The 19,228-nt window shown below is 69.1% G+C and carries 21 protein-coding genes; 11 read left to right on the forward strand and 10 right to left on the reverse strand.

What is annotated here, in order from left to right; genetic code table 11:
• Positions 1–43: 43 nt before the first annotated feature.
• On the reverse strand, positions 44–1,063 hold the full coding sequence (locus E4M00_RS11920; protein WP_135120736.1) for a helix-turn-helix transcriptional regulator: 1,020 nt from the start codon (positions 1,061–1,063) through the stop codon (positions 44–46).
• A gap of 104 nt (positions 1,064–1,167) precedes the next feature.
• On the opposite strand from E4M00_RS11920, the gene E4M00_RS11925 reads away from it, so the two are divergent.
• From E4M00_RS11925 to E4M00_RS11935, 3 genes are all read left to right on the forward strand, one after another.
• Positions 1,168–1,593: a VOC family protein gene (locus E4M00_RS11925; protein WP_135120737.1), complete on the forward strand. Its 426-nt coding sequence runs from the start codon at positions 1,168–1,170 to the stop codon at positions 1,591–1,593.
• 123 nt (positions 1,594–1,716) lie between these two features.
• Positions 1,717–1,923: a hypervirulence associated TUDOR domain-containing protein gene (locus E4M00_RS11930; protein ID WP_135120738.1), complete on the forward strand. Its 207-nt coding sequence runs from the start codon at positions 1,717–1,719 to the stop codon at positions 1,921–1,923.
• A 13-nt stretch (positions 1,924–1,936) separates the two neighbouring features.
• The gene (locus E4M00_RS11935) at positions 1,937–2,386 is read left to right on the forward strand and encodes an MSMEG_6728 family protein (protein WP_135120739.1); all 450 of its coding nucleotides are present in this window, start codon (positions 1,937–1,939) and stop codon (positions 2,384–2,386) included.
• A gap of 10 nt (positions 2,387–2,396) precedes the next feature.
• Here E4M00_RS11935 and E4M00_RS11940 read toward each other — a convergent pair whose 3' ends face one another.
• Positions 2,397–3,782, reverse strand: coding sequence for an APC family permease (locus tag E4M00_RS11940; RefSeq protein WP_135120740.1), 1,386 nt, complete (start codon positions 3,780–3,782; stop codon positions 2,397–2,399).
• Between the two features lie 212 nt (positions 3,783–3,994).
• Positions 3,995–4,981 carry an NAD(P)/FAD-dependent oxidoreductase gene (locus E4M00_RS11945; protein ID WP_135120741.1) on the reverse strand — a complete coding sequence of 329 codons (987 nt, stop codon included), beginning with the start codon at positions 4,979–4,981 and terminating at the stop codon, positions 3,995–3,997.
• 72 nt (positions 4,982–5,053) lie between these two features.
• Between E4M00_RS11945 and E4M00_RS11950 the strand changes: the two genes are divergently transcribed.
• From E4M00_RS11950 to E4M00_RS11975, 6 genes are all read left to right on the forward strand, one after another.
• Positions 5,054–5,710 carry a helix-turn-helix domain-containing protein gene (locus E4M00_RS11950; protein WP_240037064.1) on the forward strand — a complete coding sequence of 219 codons (657 nt, stop codon included), beginning with the start codon at positions 5,054–5,056 and terminating at the stop codon, positions 5,708–5,710.
• 253 nt (positions 5,711–5,963) lie between these two features.
• On the forward strand, positions 5,964–6,764 hold the full coding sequence (locus tag E4M00_RS11955) for an alpha/beta fold hydrolase (RefSeq protein ID WP_135120742.1): 801 nt from the start codon (positions 5,964–5,966) through the stop codon (positions 6,762–6,764).
• A 101-nt stretch (positions 6,765–6,865) separates the two neighbouring features.
• Positions 6,866–8,257 (forward strand): FAD-binding oxidoreductase, encoded by a 1,392-nt coding sequence (locus E4M00_RS11960; RefSeq protein WP_135120743.1) that lies wholly within the window; start codon positions 6,866–6,868, stop codon positions 8,255–8,257.
• Complete coding sequence (locus E4M00_RS11965; protein WP_135120744.1) at positions 8,254–9,645, forward strand: class I SAM-dependent methyltransferase; 1,392 nt, start codon at positions 8,254–8,256, stop codon at positions 9,643–9,645. The genes E4M00_RS11960 and E4M00_RS11965 overlap by 4 nt, the downstream gene beginning before the upstream one ends.
• A 73-nt stretch (positions 9,646–9,718) precedes the next feature.
• Positions 9,719–10,480 carry a ParA family protein gene (locus E4M00_RS11970; protein WP_135120745.1) on the forward strand — a complete coding sequence of 254 codons (762 nt, stop codon included), beginning with the start codon at positions 9,719–9,721 and terminating at the stop codon, positions 10,478–10,480.
• A gap of 32 nt (positions 10,481–10,512) precedes the next feature.
• On the forward strand, positions 10,513–11,004 hold the full coding sequence (locus tag E4M00_RS11975) for a MarR family winged helix-turn-helix transcriptional regulator (RefSeq protein WP_240037065.1): 492 nt from the start codon (positions 10,513–10,515) through the stop codon (positions 11,002–11,004).
• Between the two features lie 39 nt (positions 11,005–11,043).
• Here the strand turns inward: E4M00_RS11975 and E4M00_RS11980 are convergent, their stop codons facing one another.
• The 5 genes from E4M00_RS11980 to E4M00_RS12000 all read right to left on the reverse strand — a co-directional run bounded on the left by E4M00_RS11980 (position 11,044) and on the right by E4M00_RS12000 (position 17,610).
• Positions 11,044–11,475 carry a cupin domain-containing protein gene (locus E4M00_RS11980; protein WP_135120746.1) on the reverse strand — a complete coding sequence of 144 codons (432 nt, stop codon included), beginning with the start codon at positions 11,473–11,475 and terminating at the stop codon, positions 11,044–11,046.
• A gap of 163 nt (positions 11,476–11,638) precedes the next feature.
• Positions 11,639–14,659 (reverse strand): hypothetical protein, encoded by a 3,021-nt coding sequence (locus E4M00_RS11985; protein WP_135120747.1) that lies wholly within the window; start codon positions 14,657–14,659, stop codon positions 11,639–11,641.
• Positions 14,660–14,829: 170 nt separating this feature from the next.
• A complete protein-coding gene (locus E4M00_RS11990; RefSeq protein ID WP_135120748.1) occupies positions 14,830–15,723 on the reverse strand; it encodes an endo alpha-1,4 polygalactosaminidase in 894 nt (297 codons plus the stop codon).
• Between the two features lie 17 nt (positions 15,724–15,740).
• Positions 15,741–17,009, reverse strand: coding sequence for a diaminobutyrate--2-oxoglutarate transaminase (gene ectB, locus E4M00_RS11995; protein WP_135120749.1), 1,269 nt, complete (start codon positions 17,007–17,009; stop codon positions 15,741–15,743).
• A 106-nt stretch (positions 17,010–17,115) separates the two neighbouring features.
• Complete coding sequence (locus E4M00_RS12000) at positions 17,116–17,610, reverse strand: MarR family winged helix-turn-helix transcriptional regulator (protein WP_135120750.1); 495 nt, start codon at positions 17,608–17,610, stop codon at positions 17,116–17,118.
• Positions 17,611–17,668: 58 nt separating this feature from the next.
• Between E4M00_RS12000 and E4M00_RS12005 the strand changes: the two genes are divergently transcribed.
• Positions 17,669–17,887 carry a hypothetical protein gene (locus tag E4M00_RS12005; RefSeq protein WP_135120751.1) on the forward strand — a complete coding sequence of 73 codons (219 nt, stop codon included), beginning with the start codon at positions 17,669–17,671 and terminating at the stop codon, positions 17,885–17,887.
• Positions 17,888–17,890: 3 nt separating this feature from the next.
• Here the strand turns inward: E4M00_RS12005 and E4M00_RS12010 are convergent, their stop codons facing one another.
• A complete protein-coding gene (locus E4M00_RS12010; protein ID WP_135120752.1) occupies positions 17,891–18,184 on the reverse strand; it encodes a DUF4287 domain-containing protein in 294 nt (97 codons plus the stop codon).
• 24 nt (positions 18,185–18,208) lie between these two features.
• Positions 18,209–18,607, reverse strand: coding sequence for a cupin domain-containing protein (locus tag E4M00_RS12015; protein ID WP_240037066.1), 399 nt, complete (start codon positions 18,605–18,607; stop codon positions 18,209–18,211).
• 122 nt (positions 18,608–18,729) lie between these two features.
• Here E4M00_RS12015 and E4M00_RS12020 point away from each other — a divergent pair, with 122 nt between their 5' ends.
• Positions 18,730–19,167: a VOC family protein gene (locus tag E4M00_RS12020; RefSeq protein WP_135120753.1), complete on the forward strand. Its 438-nt coding sequence runs from the start codon at positions 18,730–18,732 to the stop codon at positions 19,165–19,167.
• Positions 19,168–19,228 lie beyond the last annotated feature (61 nt).

Raw genomic sequence — 19,228 nt, forward strand, 5'->3', positions numbered from 1 at the left:
CCGGGGGAGTGGTCTCGATACGCGTCCTCGCTGCGTTCGGGCGCTACTCGAGCAGCGGGTTGGGGTATTGGGTCGCCGTCGCTGTGTAGCGGGTCGCGAGTTCCGTGAATGCGGCGGCCAGTTCGGGTGGTCCCACGACCTCCATCGCAGCCTCGAATCGGCCGAACGACGCGGCGAGGGCTCCCCACGACCATGAGCCGATCTCGAGACTGCAGCGATCGGGGGCCACGACTTCCACCGTGCCGTCGCCCGCGAAGGGCAGCACCTCGGACGCGGGCAGGTCGAGGATCACCGTGCCGCGGCACGGCCACGCGTCGGCGGCATCCGACCCCCGGAAGCGCGCCGACAGGTACGCGCTGGCGGTGCCACCGGGAATGTCACGCGGATTGAACCGAGGGCCGGTCGGGGTGCGCGGCGTGATGCGGTCGGCGCGGAAGATGCGCCAGGCGCCGCGCCCGAGATCCCAGGCGAGCAGGTACCAGCGCCCCTCCGACGTGACGACGCCGTGCGGTTCCACTCTGCGGGGTGCGCGGGGCGAGGCGTCCGCGTCAGGCTCGGTCGGGTCGCGACGCGCGTAGTCGAAGCGCAGCACCTCTCGGGCGCGCACGGCGGTCGACAGCACGATGAGCACGTCTGGCGACACCGTGACGGGGGCCGCGTCGCCCGGCCGTCGTACCGTCGTGAACCTGATGGCGTCCAGCCGATGACGAAGTCGGGAGGGCATCACCTGCCGCACCGTGGTGAGCGCGCGCAGGGCGGCCTCCTCGATTCCGGCACTTGTCTCCGTGGCCGCCTGCAGCGCGACAGTTACGGCGATGGCCTGATCATCGTCGAACAGCAACGGTGGCAGATCGCTTCCCGCATCGAGCCGGTAGCCGCCGTCGGGTCCCATGGTGGCCCGGATGCTGTAGCCGAGGTCACGCAGGCGATCGACGTCGCGGCGCACAGTGCGGTGGCTGATCTGGAGGCGATCGGCGAGGACGGTTCCCGGCCAGTCGCGGCGGGTCTGCAGAAGCGACAGCAGTCGCAGCAGTCTCGCTGTCGTGGAGGCCGGCGTGGTCATGGGTCCACCCTAGGTTCTATGTAGGACCGAGACTGTCCTACATGGCTGGAAGGGTGGAACTCGACCCGGAACGCCCGGGTCGACACTCGCATCCGGGAGCAGACATGACCGTCATCACCACCCCCCACCTCAACTTCCGCGGCAATGCCCGCGCGGCCCTCGAGTTCTACCACTCGGTCTTCGGCGGCCAACTCATCGCGCTGACCAACGAGGACACGTACAGCGTCGAGATCCCGGAGGAGGCACAGCAGATCAAGTTCGGCCAGGTCGTCGGCGAGAACGGCTTCCAGGTCATGGCCTATGACGTGCCGTCGAGCGTGGAGTACGACCAGGGCGAGAAGTCGCTGTTCGTCTCCGTGCGCTCCGACTCGGCCGAGGAGATCACCGAGTTGTGGGGCAAGCTCACCCAAGGTTCGACCATCATCGCGGACCTGGCGCCCTCGCAGTTCTCTCCCGCCTACGGCATGCTCAAGGACGCGTTCGGCGTCGTCTGGGTGCTCGACGTCGCGGTCGCCTACGACCAGTCGTGACGTGGGGGCGTGGCGGCGTGACGTCGATGACGCCGCCACGTCAACCCCATGTCGGGCGCGGCGGTCGCCGCCTACGCTGCTCGGTACGAGTCCTGCATCCGGGGCCGTCAACAGGAGGTCCCCATGGTTGCTGTCGACGATCGCGTGAGCTGGAACACCTCGCAGGGGCGCACGCGCGGCAGGGTCGTCGAGCGTCGCACAGCGGACTTCACCTTCGACGGGCAGCACTTCACCGCGACTGCCGACGAGCCGGCCTTCATCGTCGAGAGCGAGAAGACCGGCGCCCGCGCGGCCCACAAGGGCTCGGCGCTGCGCGTGCTGAAGAAGTAGTGCGGGCACATCCGTGCAGACCTTCCTGCCCTACGCCGACCTCGCGCTCAGTGCCGCCGCTCTCGACCAGAGCCGGCTCGGCAAGCAGCGGGTCGAGACGTTGCAGGTGATGCGCGCGCTCACCCTGCCCGGCTACGGCTGGCAGCACCACCCAGTGGTGCGGATGTGGCGCGGCTTCAGGCCCGCCCTGATGGCGTACCAGGATGCGATCTGCGACGAGTGGGAGGCGCGAGGTCACGCCGACACCTGCCGAGCGAAGACCCTCGCCGACCTCGATCTCGTGCCCGAGGACGGCGAGGCCTATCGCCACGGCGACTTCGCCTGGCCACCGTGGATCGGCGACGAGGAGCTGCACCGCTCGCACCGGTCGAACCTGCTGCGGAAGGACCCGGTGTTCTACGCCGAGCTCGCCGCTGAGGTGCCGGACGACCTGCCGTACGTGTGGCCTGCGGCGTCCGTCTGAGGGATTGTGGCTACTCGACCTTGTCGGAAGAGCCCGAGCCGGCACCCGTCGTCGCCGTGGAGCGAGAGCTCGACACCCGACGGGCGACGAGGAAGACGGCGGCGCCGACGGCGAGCACGATCGCTCCGAACAGCCACACCTGCGGCGACTGCTGGGTGAGCAGCAGCACGCAGGAGGCGATGCCCAGGATCGGCAGGACGGTCCACGCCTGGAAGTGCGGGTGGTCGACCTTGTCGCGGCGCAGCACGAGCACGGCGATGTTCGTGCTGGCGAAGACGAAGAGCAGCAGGAACACGACGGTCTCGGCGAGCACCGAGAGGTCGCCGAGCAGCGTGATGCCCATGGCGATGAGCGTGGTCGAGAGGATCGCGACCCACGGCGTGCGACGCTTCGGGAGCACCCGCCCGAAGACCCGGGGGAGGAGGCCCTGCTCGGCCATGCCGTACGTCATGCGGCTCGCCATGATCATGGTGAGCAGCGCTCCGTTGGCCACGGCTATCAACGCGATCGCGCTGAACAGCCACTCGGGGACTCCGAGACCGGATGCCGAGACGACGGCGAGCAGTGGACCACTCGACTCGCCGAGCTCCGACGGCGAGAGGGTGATCGAGCTGGCGAGGGCGACGAGTACATAGACGGCGCCGGCCACGGCCAGAGCTCCGAACAGTGCGCGCGGGTAGTTGCGCGGAGTGCGCAGCTCCTCGGCGACGTTCGCCGAGGTCTCGAAACCGACGAAGGAGTAGAAGGCGATGATGGTGGCGCCGAGCACGGCGCCCCACGGCGAGACTCCGTCGCGGAACTCGAGCACGCGGGCCGGCTCGCCGTTGCCCGAGCCGAGCACGACCGCTCCGGCGATGATGACGATGAGGAGTCCGGTGAGCTCGATGACCGTCATGACCACATTGCCCGCCATGGACTCGCGGATGCCGCGAGCGTTCAACGCGGCGACGAGCGCGAGGAAGACGATGGCCGCCGGGATGGGCGGCACGTCGATGAAGGTTCCCAGATAGTCGCCCGCGAAGGCGAGAGCCAGGCCCGCGGCGCTGACGACGCCGGCCGAGAGCATGCAGAAGCCGACGAGGAAGGAGATGACCGGCTTCTTGAAGGCGCGCTCGGCGTAGATGGCCGAGCCGCCGGCCCGCGGATACTTCGTGACGAGCTCGGCGTAGGAGCCCGCTGTGAAGAGCGCCATCACGAGAGCGAGAAGCAGGGGGAGCCAGAGTGCTCCGCCGACCTCCTCGGACAGCACGCCCATGAGCGCGTAGATGCCCGCGCCGAGAACGTCGCCGAGCACGAAGAGGAACAGCAGTGGGCCGGTGATGGAGCGGCGCAGGCGGGTGTCGGAGTCTGGTGCGTCCGTCGCATCGGGCGCCGCTGTCGTGGGTGCGTCAGCCACGGGGTGCTCGTGTCTGTCGGGCGGTGTCGTGACGGGTCGGTGCGAAGTAGTGCATTCCGCTCATTGTTGTCGGATGCGGGGGCGGGCGTCGGCCCCTTGACTTCCGGCGTGGGAGTGTGGATTGCGCGGCAGGGGCGTGCGGTGGGGTGGTCTCGATACGCGGCCGACTCCGTCGGGCGCTACTCGACCGGCGGAATGGGCGGGATCGCGGGCTACTCGACCGGCGGGGCGGGCATGAGCGTGAGGGCCTCGCGCACCTCCTCCTCGACGAGGTCGGCGTTGAGGCCGGCACCCACCATGTTGCCCGCGGCCATGGAGATGGGCACCGACGACCGGGCATCCGTCACGTTGCCCGCAGCCCAGAGTCCAGGGATGCTCGTGCGGCCCATCGGGTCGACGTCGAGCCAACTCGAACCCTGCCGATCGACGACGGCTGCGCCGAGCTGACGGGCCAGCTCATCGAGCGGCGCCGGCGCCGGGCCCGCGAAGATCGCGTCGACGGGCACGGATGCGCCGTCGGCGAGGCGCACGGCGGTGGGGGTGTCCCCGGCATCCGTTTCGATCGAAGCCACCAGGCGTTCCTCGACGAGGATGCCGCGGGCGAGCAATGCGCTGCGCAGCTCGTCGGGGAGCTCGGAGCCGTTCACGAGATAGGTGACGTCGGCGGAGAGCTGGCGCATCAGCTGCGCCTGGTGGGTGCTCATGGGGCTGGCCGCGACGATCGCGATGCGGCGGTCGCGCACCTCCCAGCCGTCGCAGTAGGGGCAGACGACCACGCCCCGGCCCCACTGCTCGGCGAGGCCGGGGATGCTCGGCAGCTCGTCGCGCAGGCCGGTGGCGAGCAGCATCCGTCGCGTGATGTGGGTCTCGCCGGAATCGAACACGACCTCGAAGCCCGGCTCGGTGCCGCCCTCGGACTGGCCTTCCTTGCCCTCGTCGGTGCGGGTGGCGGATGCGACGCCTCCTGTGCGCACCTCGACGGTGTCGTAGCGCGCCAGTTCGCGGCGACCGTCGGCGAGCAGGTCGAGCGGCGAGGTGTGATCGCGGCCGAGCACGCCGTGCATGTGCGTGGCGAAGCGGTTGCGGGGGCGCGCCTGGTCGACGACGAGCACGCGTCGGCGCGAGCGGCCGAGCATGAGCGCGGCGCTGAGTCCGGCGCTGCCGCCGCCGATGATGATGACGTCCCAGGAAGTGTTCATGTGTAAATCCTGCGCCGCGGGTTCGTACAATGGCAAACAGGTTTGCCGAAACAGCAATTGCGAGGAGCGACCATGGCACACGTTCACGACTGGAGTGCGGCGACTGGGTCGGACGAGCCGGGTGCTCCGGATGCCGCACCCGACGCTGCGTCGACGAGCTTCGAGGCGATGCTCGACCAGGTCGCCCCGCGCCTGCGCGCGCTCCGCCAGCGCCGGGAACTCACCCTCGCCGAACTCGCCGAGCGCACGGGGATCTCGGTCAGCACGCTGTCACGGCTCGAGTCGGGCGCGCGGAGGCCGGCGCTCGACCTGCTCATGCGCCTCGCCGGGGTGTACCGGGTGAGCCTCGACGACCTCGTCGGAGCGCCGCAGATCGCCGACCCGCGGGTGCGCCCGAAGCCGTTCTACCGCAACGGCAAGGCCATCATTCCGCTCACCCGCGACAACCCCGACGTGCACGCCTTCAAGATGGTGCTGCCCGGCCACGATCCGGCCGCGCCCATCGAGACGAGCACCCACGAGGGCTACGACTGGATCTACGTGCTCAGCGGTCGCGTGCGGCTGGCCCTCGGCACCGAGGAGATCGTGCTCGAGGCCGGAGAGGCAGCCGAATTCGACACCCGGATGCCGCACGGCAACGTGAGCGCATCGATGGAGCCGGCGGAGATCCTCAACCTGCTGAGCACTCAGGGAGAGCGGGTGCACCTGCGGGAGTCGCCCGACAGGTGAGGAAGTTCCGGTTCGCGCCGGAAGAGAGCGCACCGAGAACGGAGTCGCGGCGGGTGGTGGGCGGGGCGCACCCGCGTGTACTTCGTAATCGGCGGAGTGCACCAAGGTGTACTACGTTCTCGGCGAAGGACATCCGCGCGATCTTCGTTTACGCCACGCCCTCGGTGCGAACTGGCCGCGAGTGCCGCCGAGACAGGGGAATCACCATGGTCGCGGGCATCCGCTCACCCCGTTCGACCGACAGAATGGCTGCATGAGCGCCCCCTTCCCCGCCCTGACCGAGATGCCGTCGCCGCAGTACGTGATGTCGGCCGATGGTATGCGCATCGCGACCTACCAGTGGGGCGACGACGATGCGCCGACTGTGCTCTGCGTGCACGGCTTCGCCTCCAGCTGCCGCGACAACTGGGTGAGCACGGGCTGGGTGCGCGACCTCACGCGCGCCGGCTTCCGCGTGCTCGGCGTCGACCAGCGCGGGCACGGAGCGAGCGACAAACCTTACGAGGCATCCGCTTACGGGATGGATGCTCTCGTCGACGACCTGGTGACGGTGCTCGACACCTACCTCCTCGACACCGTGCTCTATGCGGGCTACTCGCTGGGGGCGCGGGTCGGATGGCAGCTGGCCGTGCAGGTTCCGGAACATGTGGGGCGCGCGGTGCTCGGCGGCATCCCCGACGGGCGCCCGCTCGCCCGCCTGCAGATCGAGCAGGCCCGGGCATATGTCGATCACGGCATACCTATCGAAGACAAGGTCACGCAGAACTACGTGACGCTCACAGAGAGAGTTCCTGGGAACGATCTGCGCGCCCTCATCGGGCTGGCCGAGGGCATGCGCCTGGGTGACGCCGACCCCGATCCGACGCATCCGCCGACCCAGGAGATCCTGTTCGCGACGGGCAGTGAAGACGCCATCCTCGAGCGGTCGAGGCTGCTGGCGGATGCCACACCTCACGGCACGTTCGTGGAGTTGCCCGACCGCCACCACTTCAATGCGCCGGGGTCGCGCGTGTTCCGGCACGCAGCGGTGGAGTTCTTCACGCAGGGGGAGTAGCGGTGCAGCTGGTGCGCTTCGACCGCGGACTTCGTCCGGGCCTCAGCGAGCGGCGGATGAGGTCCTTCACGCGGGGCTGACAGCGGACTAACGTGTGGAACGTGTCCGCTCCCGCGACAGACGCTCGGACCGCTCACGCCGACGGCGTGGAGCGCATTCTGGAGAGCTATCGCGCGGTTCCGCCTGCGGCATCCGTTCGGCTGGCCAAACGCACCTCGAATCTGTTCCGCACGCGGACCAAGACGGATGCGCCGGGCCTCGACACCTCCGGCCTGACCGGCGTGATCTCGATCGATCCCGAGGCCCGGACCGCCGACGTCGCCGGCATGTGCACCTACGACGACCTCGTCGCGGCCACATTGCCCTACGGCCTCGCCCCGCTGGTCGTGCCGCAGCTGAAGACCATCACGCTCGGAGGAGCCGTCACGGGTCTCGGCATCGAGTCGACGTCGTTCCGCAGCGGGCTGCCGCACGAGTCCGTGCTCGAGATGGACATCCTCACCGGGGCCGGCGACGTGCTCACGGCCTCGCCGGTCGAGAACCCCGAGCTGTATCGGGCCTTCCCCAACTCCTACGGCACGCTCGGATACGCCGTGCGCCTCCGCATCGAACTGGAGCCGGTCGAGCCGTTTGTGGCACTCAGGCACGTGCGTTTCCACTCCATCGACGACCTCGTCGCGGCCATGGACCGCATCACCGAGACCGGCGTCCACGACGGGGTCGCGGTGGACTACCTCGACGGCGTGGTGTTCAGCGCGGTCGAGAGCTACCTCTGCCTCGGGACGCAGACCGCGGCGCCCGGTCTGGTGAGCGACTACAGCCGGCAGCGCATCTACTACCGCTCGATCCAGCACGACGACGGCGTGACCGACGACCGCCTCACGATCCACGACTACCTCTGGCGGTGGGACACCGACTGGTTCTGGTGCTCGGAGGCGTTCGGCGCGCAGCATCCGTTGATCCGACGGGTCTGGCCACGGCGCTATCGACGCAGCAGCTCGTACTCGAAGCTGATGACGCTGGAACGACGGTTCGACATCGGCGACCGCCTCGAGAAACTCAAGAATCGCCCAGCGCGGGAGCGCGTGATCCAGGACGTCGAGATCCCGATCGACCGCTGCGCCGAGTTCCTCGGCTGGTTCCTGGCGACAGTGCCCATCGAGCCGATCTGGCTGTGCCCGCTGCGGCTCCGCGACGGGAGCGGGCCTGACGGCGGCTGGCCGCTCTACCCGATGCGACCGCAGCAGACCTACGTGAACGTGGGCTTCTGGTCGACGGTTCCCGTGGGTTCGACGGAGGGGGCGACCAACCGACTCATCGAGCGCAGGGTGAGCGAGCTCGACGGCCACAAGTCGCTGTACTCCGAATCGTTCTACTCGCGGGAGGAGTTCGACGATCTCTACGGCGGCCCGAGCTACCGCATCGCCAAGGAGCTCTACGATCCCGATTCCCGACTCCTCGACCTCTACGCGAAGGCGGTGCAACGACGATGACGACGTTCAAGGAACGCCCCACCGGTTCCCCGGATCCCGGTGGATCCCATTCCCCTCATTCCCCTCATTCCCCGAGTGTGACGGATGCCGCGGCCAGAGCCGAGGCGACGGGGAAGTACACCCTCGCCGAGGTCCTGGAGATCCTCGCCGGCGGTCACCTCCCGCTGAGGTTCACCGCCTACGACGGGAGTTCGGCCGGGCCGGCGGATGCGCCGCTCGGGATCGAGCTGAAGAACCCGCGGGGAACGACGTACCTGGCGACGAGTCGGGGCGACCTGGGACTCGGTCGCGCCTACATCGCCGGCGACCTCGAGATCCACGGAGTGCATCCGGGAGACCCGTACGACCTGCTTCGCGCGCTCGCCGACGACCTGGTGTTCAAGCTGCCATCGCCGCGCGTGCTGGCGCAGATCGTGCGGTCCATCGGGGTCGAGCACCTGCGCCCGATCGCTCCTCCTCCCCAGGAGGCTCCGCCGCGCTGGCGTCGGGTCGCGGAGGGCCTCCGCCACAGCAAGAGTCGCGACGCCGAGGCCATCCACCACCACTACGACGTGTCGAACACCTTCTACGAGTGGGTTCTCGGCCCGTCGATGACGTACACCTGCGCCTGCTACCCGACCCTCGACGCCTCGCTCGACGAGGCGCAGGAGAACAAGTACCGACTGGTGTTCGAGAAGCTGCGGCTGAAGTCCGGCGACAGGCTGCTCGACGTCGGATGCGGGTGGGGAGGCATGGTGCGCTACGCCGCCCGCCGTGGGGTGAAGGCCACCGGTGTCACCCTCTCGGAGGAGCAGACGACGTGGGCGCAGCGGGCCATCGCCGACGAGGGCCTGGCCGACCTGGCCGAGGTGCGCTTCGGCGACTACCGCGACATCAGGGAGAGCGGCTTCGACGCCGTGTCGTCTATCGGCCTGCTCGAGCACATCGGAGTGCGCAACTACTCGTCGTACTTCCGCTTCCTGCAGTCGCGGCTCCGCCCCGGAGGCCTGCTGCTCAACCACTGCATCACGCGTCCCGAGAACACGCACACGCCGTCGACGCGGGGGTTCATCGACCGTTACGTCTTCCCCGACGGGGAGCTCACGGGCTCGGGTCGCATCATCACCGAGGCTCAGGATGCCGGACTCGAGGTGCTGCACGAGGAGAACCTGCGGCAGCACTACGCGCTCACGCTGCGCGACTGGTGCGCCAACCTGGTCGAGCACTGGGACGAGGCCGTCGCCGAGGTCGGGCTGCCCACGGCCAAGGTCTGGGGTCTGTACATGGCCGGATCGCGGCTGGCGTTCGAGGTCGGCGGCATCCAGTTGCATCAGGTGCTGGCCACCCGGCCCGACCCCCGAGCGGGCGTCGGTGAGGGGCTGCCGCTGCGACCCTGGTGGACGGCGTAACAGCCGCGGCTGATAGCTTCAGCGACGAGAGTGGTGCTGCTCGGCGCCGGTCCGTCGACGGAAGGACTCCGGCATGAAGGTCGTGGCCGTATACAGCACCAAGGGCGGAGTCGGTAAGACGACGGCCGCGGTCAACCTTGCCGCAGAGGCGTCGGCCGACTTCCGAGTGCTGCTGTGGGACCTCGACCCGCAGGGTGCCGCGACCTTCCTGCTCCAGGTGAAGCCGAAGCTCAAAGGCGGCATCGACGCCCTCGTCGCCGGCGACAGCAAGGTGAAGAACGCGATCCGCTCGACCGGCATCCGCACCCTCGACGTGCTCCCTGCCGATGCCGGCTATCGCGACCTCGACCTCGTGCTGGACCACGCGAAGAAGTCGCAGCAGCGCATCGCGAAGATCCTCGAGCACATCGAGGACGACTACGACGTCGTGGTGCTGGACTGCCCGCCCGGAGCCGCGGTCGTGGCTGAGAACGCCATCTTCTCGGCCGACGTCGTCGTGGTCCCCCTGGTGCCGTCGCCCCTGGCGATGCGCTCCCTCGAGCAGGTCACCGAGTTCGTCGCCGAGTCGGTGTCGAAGGCTCGGATCCTGACGTTCTTCTCGATGGTCGACCGGCGGAAGACCCTGCACCGGGACACCGTGCGCGATCTGCCCGGCACCAGCAAGGCCGTGACCGACATCGTCGTGCCGGCCACCGTGGTCATCGAGCGGATGGGCACGCTGCGGGCCCCGGTGTCGAGCTACGCCCCCAACACCGAGGCCGCCCGCGCGTTCGGCGAACTGTGGGCGCGGGTGGCGACAGTGATCAAGGTGAAGGCGCGCAAGCGCAAGCGCTGAGTCGACGCCGGCAGCGGCGGTAGGCTCCGAATGTGAGTGAGCCCGACGACGAGGTCGACCTGATCATCGATGCGTGGTCTCGTCGACTGCCCGATGTCGACCTGACGCCGCTCGACGTCATGTCGCGGCTGCGGCGCGTGTCGAAGAAGCTCAGCGTGTTGCGGGCCGACGCCTTCAGCAGCGCCGGCCTAGCCGCGTGGGAGTTCGACGTTCTCGCCGCATTGGGGCGAGCGGATGCTCCGCACGAGCTGAGCCCCGCCCAGTTGATCGAGGCGACCATGATCGGCAGCGCCGCGATGACCAACCGGCTCGACAACCTGTCGCGTCGCGGGCTGGTGGATCGGAGGCCGCATCCGCGAGACGGACGCAGCGTGCTGGTGCGGCTGACGGATGAAGGTGCCACACGGGTCGACGACGCCATGCGTACCCTCGCTCAGCGCGAGGCCGAGGAGCTCAGCGGGCTCAGCCAGGAGGAACAGGCGACCCTCGCCGCTCTGCTCCGGAAGATGGCGACGCCGGAGTAGGCGTCGTCGGTCGCTTCGCGCGTCCCCGGGACCGCTCCGTCACCAGGGCGACGGGCGGTCGTTGTCCCTCGTGCTGTCGTCGGGCAGGTGCGGCAGCTCCGTGCCGCCGGCGCGGATGCACAGCCAGCGCAGCTGCTCGGGTGAGTCGGGCAGGCAGCGCCACGTTCGCCAGACGCCCTGACCGACGCGCGCGACGGTGCCCGGGCCGACGTCGATGATCTCGTCGTCGAGGCCCATCTGTCCGCGGCCGGCGAGGAAGACGTACGCCTCCTCGATGCGGGAGTGCGCGTGCCAGTACCCCGCCTCTTCTCCGGGCTCGAAGGCGTTGGCCGTCATGCCGATGAACTGCATCGTGAGCTCGTGGTCGACGACCCGCCGGCCGTCGCGCGAGCTCTCGGGGCGGAAGCCGCCGAAGTGCTGGCGCCAGTCGTCGAGGCCGCCCAGTTCCGCGATGTCGTAGTTGTCGCTCATGGGGTCATCGTATTGCGGGGCCACCTCCGCCCGCAGAGGCACGGGAGCGGAGCGAGCGCGCCGAAGCGCACTAGGGGTGGCGCGGGTTGGGGGCGCTTCGACGGCGACTGCGTCGCTGTCTCTGCGGTCGGAGAGGACGAGGGCGGGGAACTGGGAGCGGGAATCAGGCGGGCGATGAGTCGACTGCCGACCGCCGCCAGCGCAGCGCCAGCAGCGCGCCGACGACCAGGAGCAGGGCCCCGAAGGCTGCGGCGTACCACGGCGTCGATGCCGGGATCTCGAGGTAGACCGTGAGACCGAGGATGCGCGAGAGGCCCCACGGCAGCAACGCCATCTGGTCGTTCCAGACCGTGAGCGCCTGCTCGAGTCCGACCACGCCGAGGAATCCGCCGAGGAGCACGAGCACGAGTCCGCTGGCGCCGAGCACGGCGCCGGTCGCGCGGCGCCCGCCGATCTGGCCCGCCAGCGACCAGCCGACAGCCACCAGCACCCAGGCGAACAGGGCGAACGCGACCGTGATGTAGAGCGTGCGGGCGGTGGGGTCGGTCCAGAAGCCGAACCAGTAGTAGCCGGGCCCGCGCACCGCGAGCACGGCGAGGAGCAGGACCACGCGCAGGGCGATGGCGCCTCCGGCCGCGGCGATGACCGGCCACGGCGACGACTTCCTCATCACCACGGCGATGCCGGCGGCGAAGACGAGCCACGCGGCAAGGGTGAAGAGCAGGTGCGTCGGCGCGATGAACCACGTCAGGATGCCGCGGCTGACCACGAGCAGCGCCGCGGGCACGACCACGAGCAGCACCTTCGAGAGTCTCGACAACCCGGCCACGGCATCCGTGGCCCGCCAGGGTCGGGTTCCGGCGAGCCAGAGGGCGCGTGCCGCGGCGGCGCCGGGCCAGCGGGAGAAGGGGGCGCGCCCCGCGAGGATGCCGAGGGCGAGCCAGAGGGCGAGGAGCACCAGGATCACCCGCGCCAGCCAGGCCATGGGCAGGTCGAGCGTCGCGCGCTCCATTCCGATGCGTGCGGCCGTGAGGTTGTACGCCGGCAGGTCGAGGTCGCCGGCGTAGTTCGCCTCGTGCACCGCCGCGAAGCCCTGGAACGCCGTCTTCGCCTGCGCCCAGTCGCTGTAGGCGGCATCCGACCCCGTGTCGAGCCACTGCGCGTGGCGCAGCACCATCGTGCGGTACGAACCGAGGGTCTGGAACAGGTTCACCTGGTAGTCGAGCGTGTCGACGAAGTGCTCGCGAAGAGTGTCGTCACGCCAGGCGTCGGCATCCGTCGCCGCAATGGCATCGCGCATCGACGTGGCCGTCTCGACCGCGGCTTCGCCCTCGGCGATCGCCTGCTCGAGCTCGGGCTTGCTCACGTGGTAGATCACGTCGAGCACGGCGCTGTCGCCCGTGAGGATGTCCCACTCGAAGATCCACATCATGGGCGGCGGCTCGAGGCCGAGCGCCCGCACGCGCTGGCTGGCGAACGGACCGATGTACAGCCCGCCCGTGACGGCGGCGCGGGAGTCGGCCATCGCGGCACCGATGGCCTGCACCGTCGCCGGATCGTCGGAGAAGTACTGGCGGATCCAGTCGGCGGTGAGCTCGGCCGGGTCGGCATCCGGATTCCGCGCCAGGTCGACCGTGAGACGCGTGTTGAGCTCGTACAACTGCCAGAAGCCCGCCTTCAGCTCGAGGGTCAGGGGGCCGGCGCGCCACGGACCGCCGTCCTGCGTCCACGTCCAGATGCCCTCGACGTTCGGGTTAGCGGCGATGAAGTGCGCCAGCGCCTGCTGGTAGAGCACGCCGAGGTCGTTCGGCAGGGCGCCGTAGTCCTCGAACTCCCGCCGGCTCTGGAACTCCACGATGCGTCGCTGGGACCCGGAGTCGAGCGTGGTGTTCAAGGGCAGGTAGCTGTAGAAGTCGCCGAGGCTGTACTTCGTGGAGACGACGAGGGCCGGGGAGTCGATGCCGTCGAGCACCTCGGCGTTTGACTCCGGATCGGTGTGCATGTCGCCGACGGCGCCGACGCCGACGCTCCACGACCGGAAGATCACCTCGCGACCGGACGCCTCGGCCTGATCGCTGAACGTCGTGAGCATCGCGCGAACCGAAGCCACCGAGGTGACGGCGAGCTCGGAGTAGTAGTCCCAACCCGGGAGGTCGTAGACGCGGCCGGCCTCGCCGATGCGCACGACGACGCCGTCGGCCGAGGGCATCGCGGCGTAGAGCTCGTCGAGACCGGCGCGGTACACGTCCCAGAACGCCGGGTCATCGGTGGCGAGCCCGCCGAAGGTGCGCTCGAAGTACTCCTGCAGCGGCGTCGTGAGCGCCAGCATGTCGGTGCGGAAGTACACCTTCATGCCGAGCTCGTGCGCGTAGTCGAGCATGGGCCCGAAGGCCGCACGCATGGCCTCGGCACGGGCACGGTGCGGATCGTCGGCCGCGTACACCTCGGTGCCGTCGCCGACGCCCTCGAACGTGACGTACTCGATGAAGCCGGGCACCGCGATGGCGTTGTAGCCGAGGGCGAGGGTGTGCCGCACGTACTCCTCGAAGTCGATCGTCGCCCGGGCGAGGGCGGCATCGTCGATGTAAGGGGCATCGGCGAGGATGACGTCCTTGAACGCGTTCGAGTTGTGCGAGTAGTCGGTGCCCGCTGCGTAGGCGTCGGCATCCGGCTCCACCCCGACGGCCCCGAGGTCGACCATGCGGAAGGGGAGCTTCGACTCGACGGTGCGGCCGAGGTTCTCGGTGACGGGGCGCCCGGCGCGCACGGCGGCGGCGAGGTCGTAGACACCCAGGACGGCCCCGCTGCGGGAAGCCGCCGTGATGCGGATGTCGGTGGGCGTGCCCGAGACGGAGTAGCCCTCGCCGGATGCCTCGACGCTGTCGAAGGTCACGGTGAGCGTCGCCGTTCCCGACGTGGTGCCGGCATCGGCGACGGCATCGCGCAGCTCGTCGACAGCCGTCGAGACGCGCAGGTCGTCGGGGGCGTCGATGGCGGTGAACTCGGGCGGCAGCACGACGGCCGAGGCCGGTGCGACCGTGAGGTTCTCGACGGGGATGCCCACCGAGGGTTGGCTCTGCAGGCCGAGCGCATCGGAGACCTGGGAGGCGACGCCGGCGCCGAGAGCGAGGAGGGCGAGGGAGACGCCGATGAGCGTCAAACGTCGCCGCGGTGCGAGTTTCACTGCGTCAGATTAGCCCGGATCGGATCGGGCGATTGACCGTACGGGGGCGTTGTCCCCTGCACTGGGTGCGCTTCGGCCGCGGACCTCGTCCGGCCTCAGCGGGCGGGTGGTGGGTGCGCTTCGGCGGCGACTTCGTCGCTGCCTCTGCGGGCGGAGGGGGGGCAGGGGGCTCAGCAGGACTTGTAGACGTAGCCCGGCTTGCCCTGGGCCACCACATCGCGATCGCGGAGGATCACCGAGATCTTCGTGCCCTGCTTCGTGCAGGCCGTCGTGTAGGCGGAGGTCGGGTTGTCGGTGTACTCGATCTCGATGACGTTCGGGCCGTAGACCTTCGTGTAGGCGGCGCACTCGGTGTACACCTGGCACTCCTCGGCGATGGCGAAGTCGAAGCCGACGGTCTTCTTGCCTGCTGTGCCGAGTTGCGGGGTGTTCTTCTGGGCGATGGCCAGACCCTTGCCGTGTGCGTGGGCGGCGAGCAGCTTCGCGAGGGCCACGTTGTCGGCCTTCGTCAGCAGCTGCTTTCCGGCGCTTGAGGAGCGGGTCCAGGAGTCGAGGTTGTCGGGCTCGATCGCCTGGAAGCCCTTCGCGGCGCATCCGTCGATCCAGGAGTTCATGATGGCGGCGATGCGCGTGCGCTTGACTGCCGTCGAGGTGTCGAGCAGGTACTCGTCCCACTCCGGATCGCCGACCTTCACGCCCGTGCCATTGCGTAGGATCAGGTCGCTGTTCCTGCCCGACCAGGTCTTAACGTCGTCGGGCTGGGTCTGGTACGCGTTGATGTAACAGATGTTGTAGAGGCCGGCCACGGGCTTCGCCGTGCGATCGCGGTCGACGATCTTCACGGAGGCCGCCGGCTTGTAGGCGCCGCCGATCTGGTAGTCGAATCGCCGGTTCACCGGGGGCAGCGTCACCTTCTTCGCGACTGCCGTGGCGGCTGCCGATGCGTTCGTCGCACCCGTCGCCGTCGTGCCGGCGTTGGCCGCCAGGGCGACTCCGGTGACGGATGCCGCAACCACGCCGACGGCGATCGCCGCGGCGAGGATCCTGCGCGTGATGGCGCTCATCGGGGGGTGTGCTGCGCTCAGAGCACCGCGTCGAGGCTGTCGCTGACGATCTGCAGGCCTCGGGCGAGCTCGTCGTCGCTGATGGTGAGCGCCGGGAGGAACTTGAGCACCTCGTCGTGAGCGCCGGAGGTCTCGATGATGAGGCCGCGCGTGAAGGCCTCCTTCGAGATGCGGCCGGCGAGGGTGCGGTCGCTGTCGATGGCGAGGCCGAACATGAGGCCGCGTCCGCGCACGACGGCGCCGAGCTCCGGGTGCGCGGCGGCGAGTCGTGCCAGCGCATCGCTCAATACCGCCGACTTCGCCTTCACGCCGTCGGTGAGGGCGGTATCCGCCCAGTACTCCTCGAGAGCGACCCGAGCCGAGACGAAGGCGAGGTTGTTGCCGCGGAAGGTGCCGGTGTGGGCGCCGGGCTTCCAGACGTCGACCTCGGGGCGCAGCAGCACGAGCGACATCGGCAGGCCCGAGCCCGAGATCGACTTCGACACCGTGACGATGTCGGGGACGATGCCGGACTCCTCGAAGGCGAAGAACGAACCCGTGCGACCGATGCCCGACTGGATCTCGTCGAGGATGAGCAGGATCCCGTTGTCGGCGGTGAGCTGGCGCAGGCGCCGCAGCCAGGCGGAGCTCGCGACGTTGATGCCGCCCTCGCCCTGCACGGCCTCGACGATGACGGCCGCGGGAAGGTCGAGCCCGCTGCCGGGGTCGCCGAGCATCTTCTCGAACAGGTCGAGGGTGTCGACGCCCTCGCCGAGGTAGCCGTCGAACGGCAGCCGCGTGACGTTGTCGAGCGCGATGCCGGCGGCCTCGCGGTAGTGGCTGTTGCCGGTGGCGGCGAGGCCGCCGAGGCTCAGGCCGTGGAAGGCATTCGTGAACGCGACGACGTTCGCGCGTCCCGTCGCCTGACGCGCGACCTTGAGCGCGGCCTCGACGGCGTTGGCGCCGGTCGGGCCCGTGAACTGCAGCTTGTAGTCGAAGCCACGCGGCTCGAGCACGAGCTTCTCGAAGGCCTCGATGAAGCCCTTCTTGGCACTCGTGGCCATGTCGAGGCCGTGGATGATGCCGTCGTGCTCGAGGTACTCGATGAGCGCACGCGTGAAGGCCGGGTTGTTGTGGCCGTAGTTCAGAACGCCGGCTCCGGCGAAGAAGTCGAGGAACTCACGGCCGTCGGCGGCGGTCAGCACGGAGCCGCGGGCACTGTCGAAGACCACGGGGAAGGAGCGGATGTAGCCCCGAACCTCCGACTCCCGTCGGTCGAATGTCTCCAAAGACGAGACGTCGCTCACGTCGCACCACCTCTTGCTCGAATGTATTGCGTGCGCTGCGTCGAAAATGCGCACTCTGAAAGGGTACGTTGCCGCCCGCCGATTCCCGGACGACGACGGATGCCGGTCAGCGCGTCGCGCGCACCGCGGTGATCACGTCGGTGAGCTGGGTGCGCAGGCGTTCGAGCTCCTCGAGCTCGACGCCGAGCCTGGCCACGATCTGCGGAGGAACGCCCAGCGCCTGCTCGCGCAGTCGGGCCCCGGCATCCGTCAGCGTGATGTTCAGGGCCCTCTCGTCGGCGGGATTCCGATCGCGGGCGACGTAGCCCTGCGCTTCGAGGCGCTTCAGCAGCGGCGACAGCGTTGCCGGCTCGAGCTGGAGGGCGTCGCCGAGGTCGCGCACCGTGCGCGGGCTGCGCTCCCAGAGGGCGAGCATGACGAGGTACTGCGGATGCGTCAGCCCGAGCGGCTCGAGCACCGGACGGTAGAGGCCGATGACTCCGCGGGCGGCCACCGCGAGGGCGAAGCAGACCTGGTTCTCCAGGGCGAGGACGTCGAGGACGGCGCCGTCGGCTTCGGAGACGGTGGTCTCTGTGGTGACGATCTGGGCTGAACTGATCATGTGCCCAGACTACCTGCTACCCTAATAATTAGTACACGAACGAAATGGAGCTGGCGAGATGGGCAACAGGTTCTGGCGCTTCTACGAGAAGGCCAACGACGTGGTGCGCACCTTCACCGGCCCCGCCCAGGTTGGCATCGGGCGCCCCGAGGGTCCCGACGTGCGTCCAGCCGATCCGTCGTGTCCGCTGTGCCACCAGCCGATGTCGGAGCACCGCATCGAGCGGTCGAGCGACCAGCGGGTGCCGACGCAGCTGTACTGCCCAGCCGCGGCCTAGGCCTTAGTTCGTGGCCGGGTTCGAGGCCGCTCCGTCGAGCCAGAGCGTGTCACTCGGGTCGCTGTGCGCGGTGCCGGTGTTCACGTGCTTCTGACTGATCTGCGGCCCCTTCGTAATCACGTGCACGAGCGCCATGCCATGGCCCTTGCCCAGCTGGTAGTCCTCGGCGAGCCAGGCCAGGATCGGCGCCGCCTTGGTCGTCTCGTCGAAGCCCTTGTCGTGCGCGATCTCGATGAACTGACGCGGGGTGAGTCCGGTCTTGGCCTCGATGTTGTCGAGGTAGGCCTGGAACGTCATGCGGTGCTCCTTCGGGGTCGGGGCTCAGTCGGCCCAGGTCTGGATGATCGTGTCCGAGGCGTGGATGCAGAGGATGCGCAGGCGCCCGGTTCCGGCGTTCTTGAAACCATGCCATACCCCGGCTGGCACCGTGGCCGTGTCTTCGGCGTTAGCCACGAGAGTCGCTGTTCCGACGGTGATGCGGGCGGTTCCCTCGATCACGAACCAGGTCTCGGTGTACGGATGCCAGTGCAGGTCGGGCCCCTGGCCGGGGTCGGCATCGACGAAGAAGTAGGAGATGCCGGCTCCGTGCTCACGGCCGACGAAGCGGCGGGTTCCCTTGGTGCCGATCAGCAGTGCTGCGGCCGGGATGACCTCGGGGGTGACGGATGCGGCCTCGCTGGGCTCCATCGTGATCTCGGCGGGGCTGGTGGAGACGGGCATGGGCGGCCTCGATTCCAGGTCGTTCGGCGGGGCCGGATGCCGCTCGCACTGGTGCCAGCCTCCCACCCGAGGCGCGGCTGAGGCTAGTGCCCGCCGCGCAGCTGGTGAGTAGCATGCAACGCATGGTCATCAAGCTGGAGAACGTCGGCATCGCCGTTCGCGACATCGAAGCCGCGATCTCCTTCTTCACCGACCTCGGACTCACCCTCGTCGGCAGGGACACCGTGAGCGGCGAGTGGGCCGAGACCGCCGTCGGCCTCGACGGCAACCACGCCAGGATCGCCCTGCTCCAGACGCCGGGCGGCCAGGGCTCCCTCGAGCTCTTCGAGTACATCCACCCCGACGCGATCGAGACGGAACCCACCCTTCCCAACGAGATCGGCATGCACCGCGTCGCCTTCTCCGTCGACGACATCGACGAAGCCCTGGCGATCGCGGCGAAGCACGGCTGCCACCCGTTGCGCGGAGTGGCGACCTACGAGGACGTCTACAAGCTCACCTACGTGCGCGGCCCGAGCGGCATCATCGTGATGCTGGCGCAGGAGCTGAAGAAGAGCTGACGCTCGGGTCTGCTAGCGTGATCGGCGATAGCGCCTAGGGTTCCGGGATCGAGAGGTCCGA

Source organism: Orlajensenia leifsoniae (genome assembly GCF_004570845.1).
Taxonomy (GTDB): Bacteria; Actinomycetota; Actinomycetes; order Actinomycetales; family Microbacteriaceae; genus Orlajensenia; species Orlajensenia leifsoniae.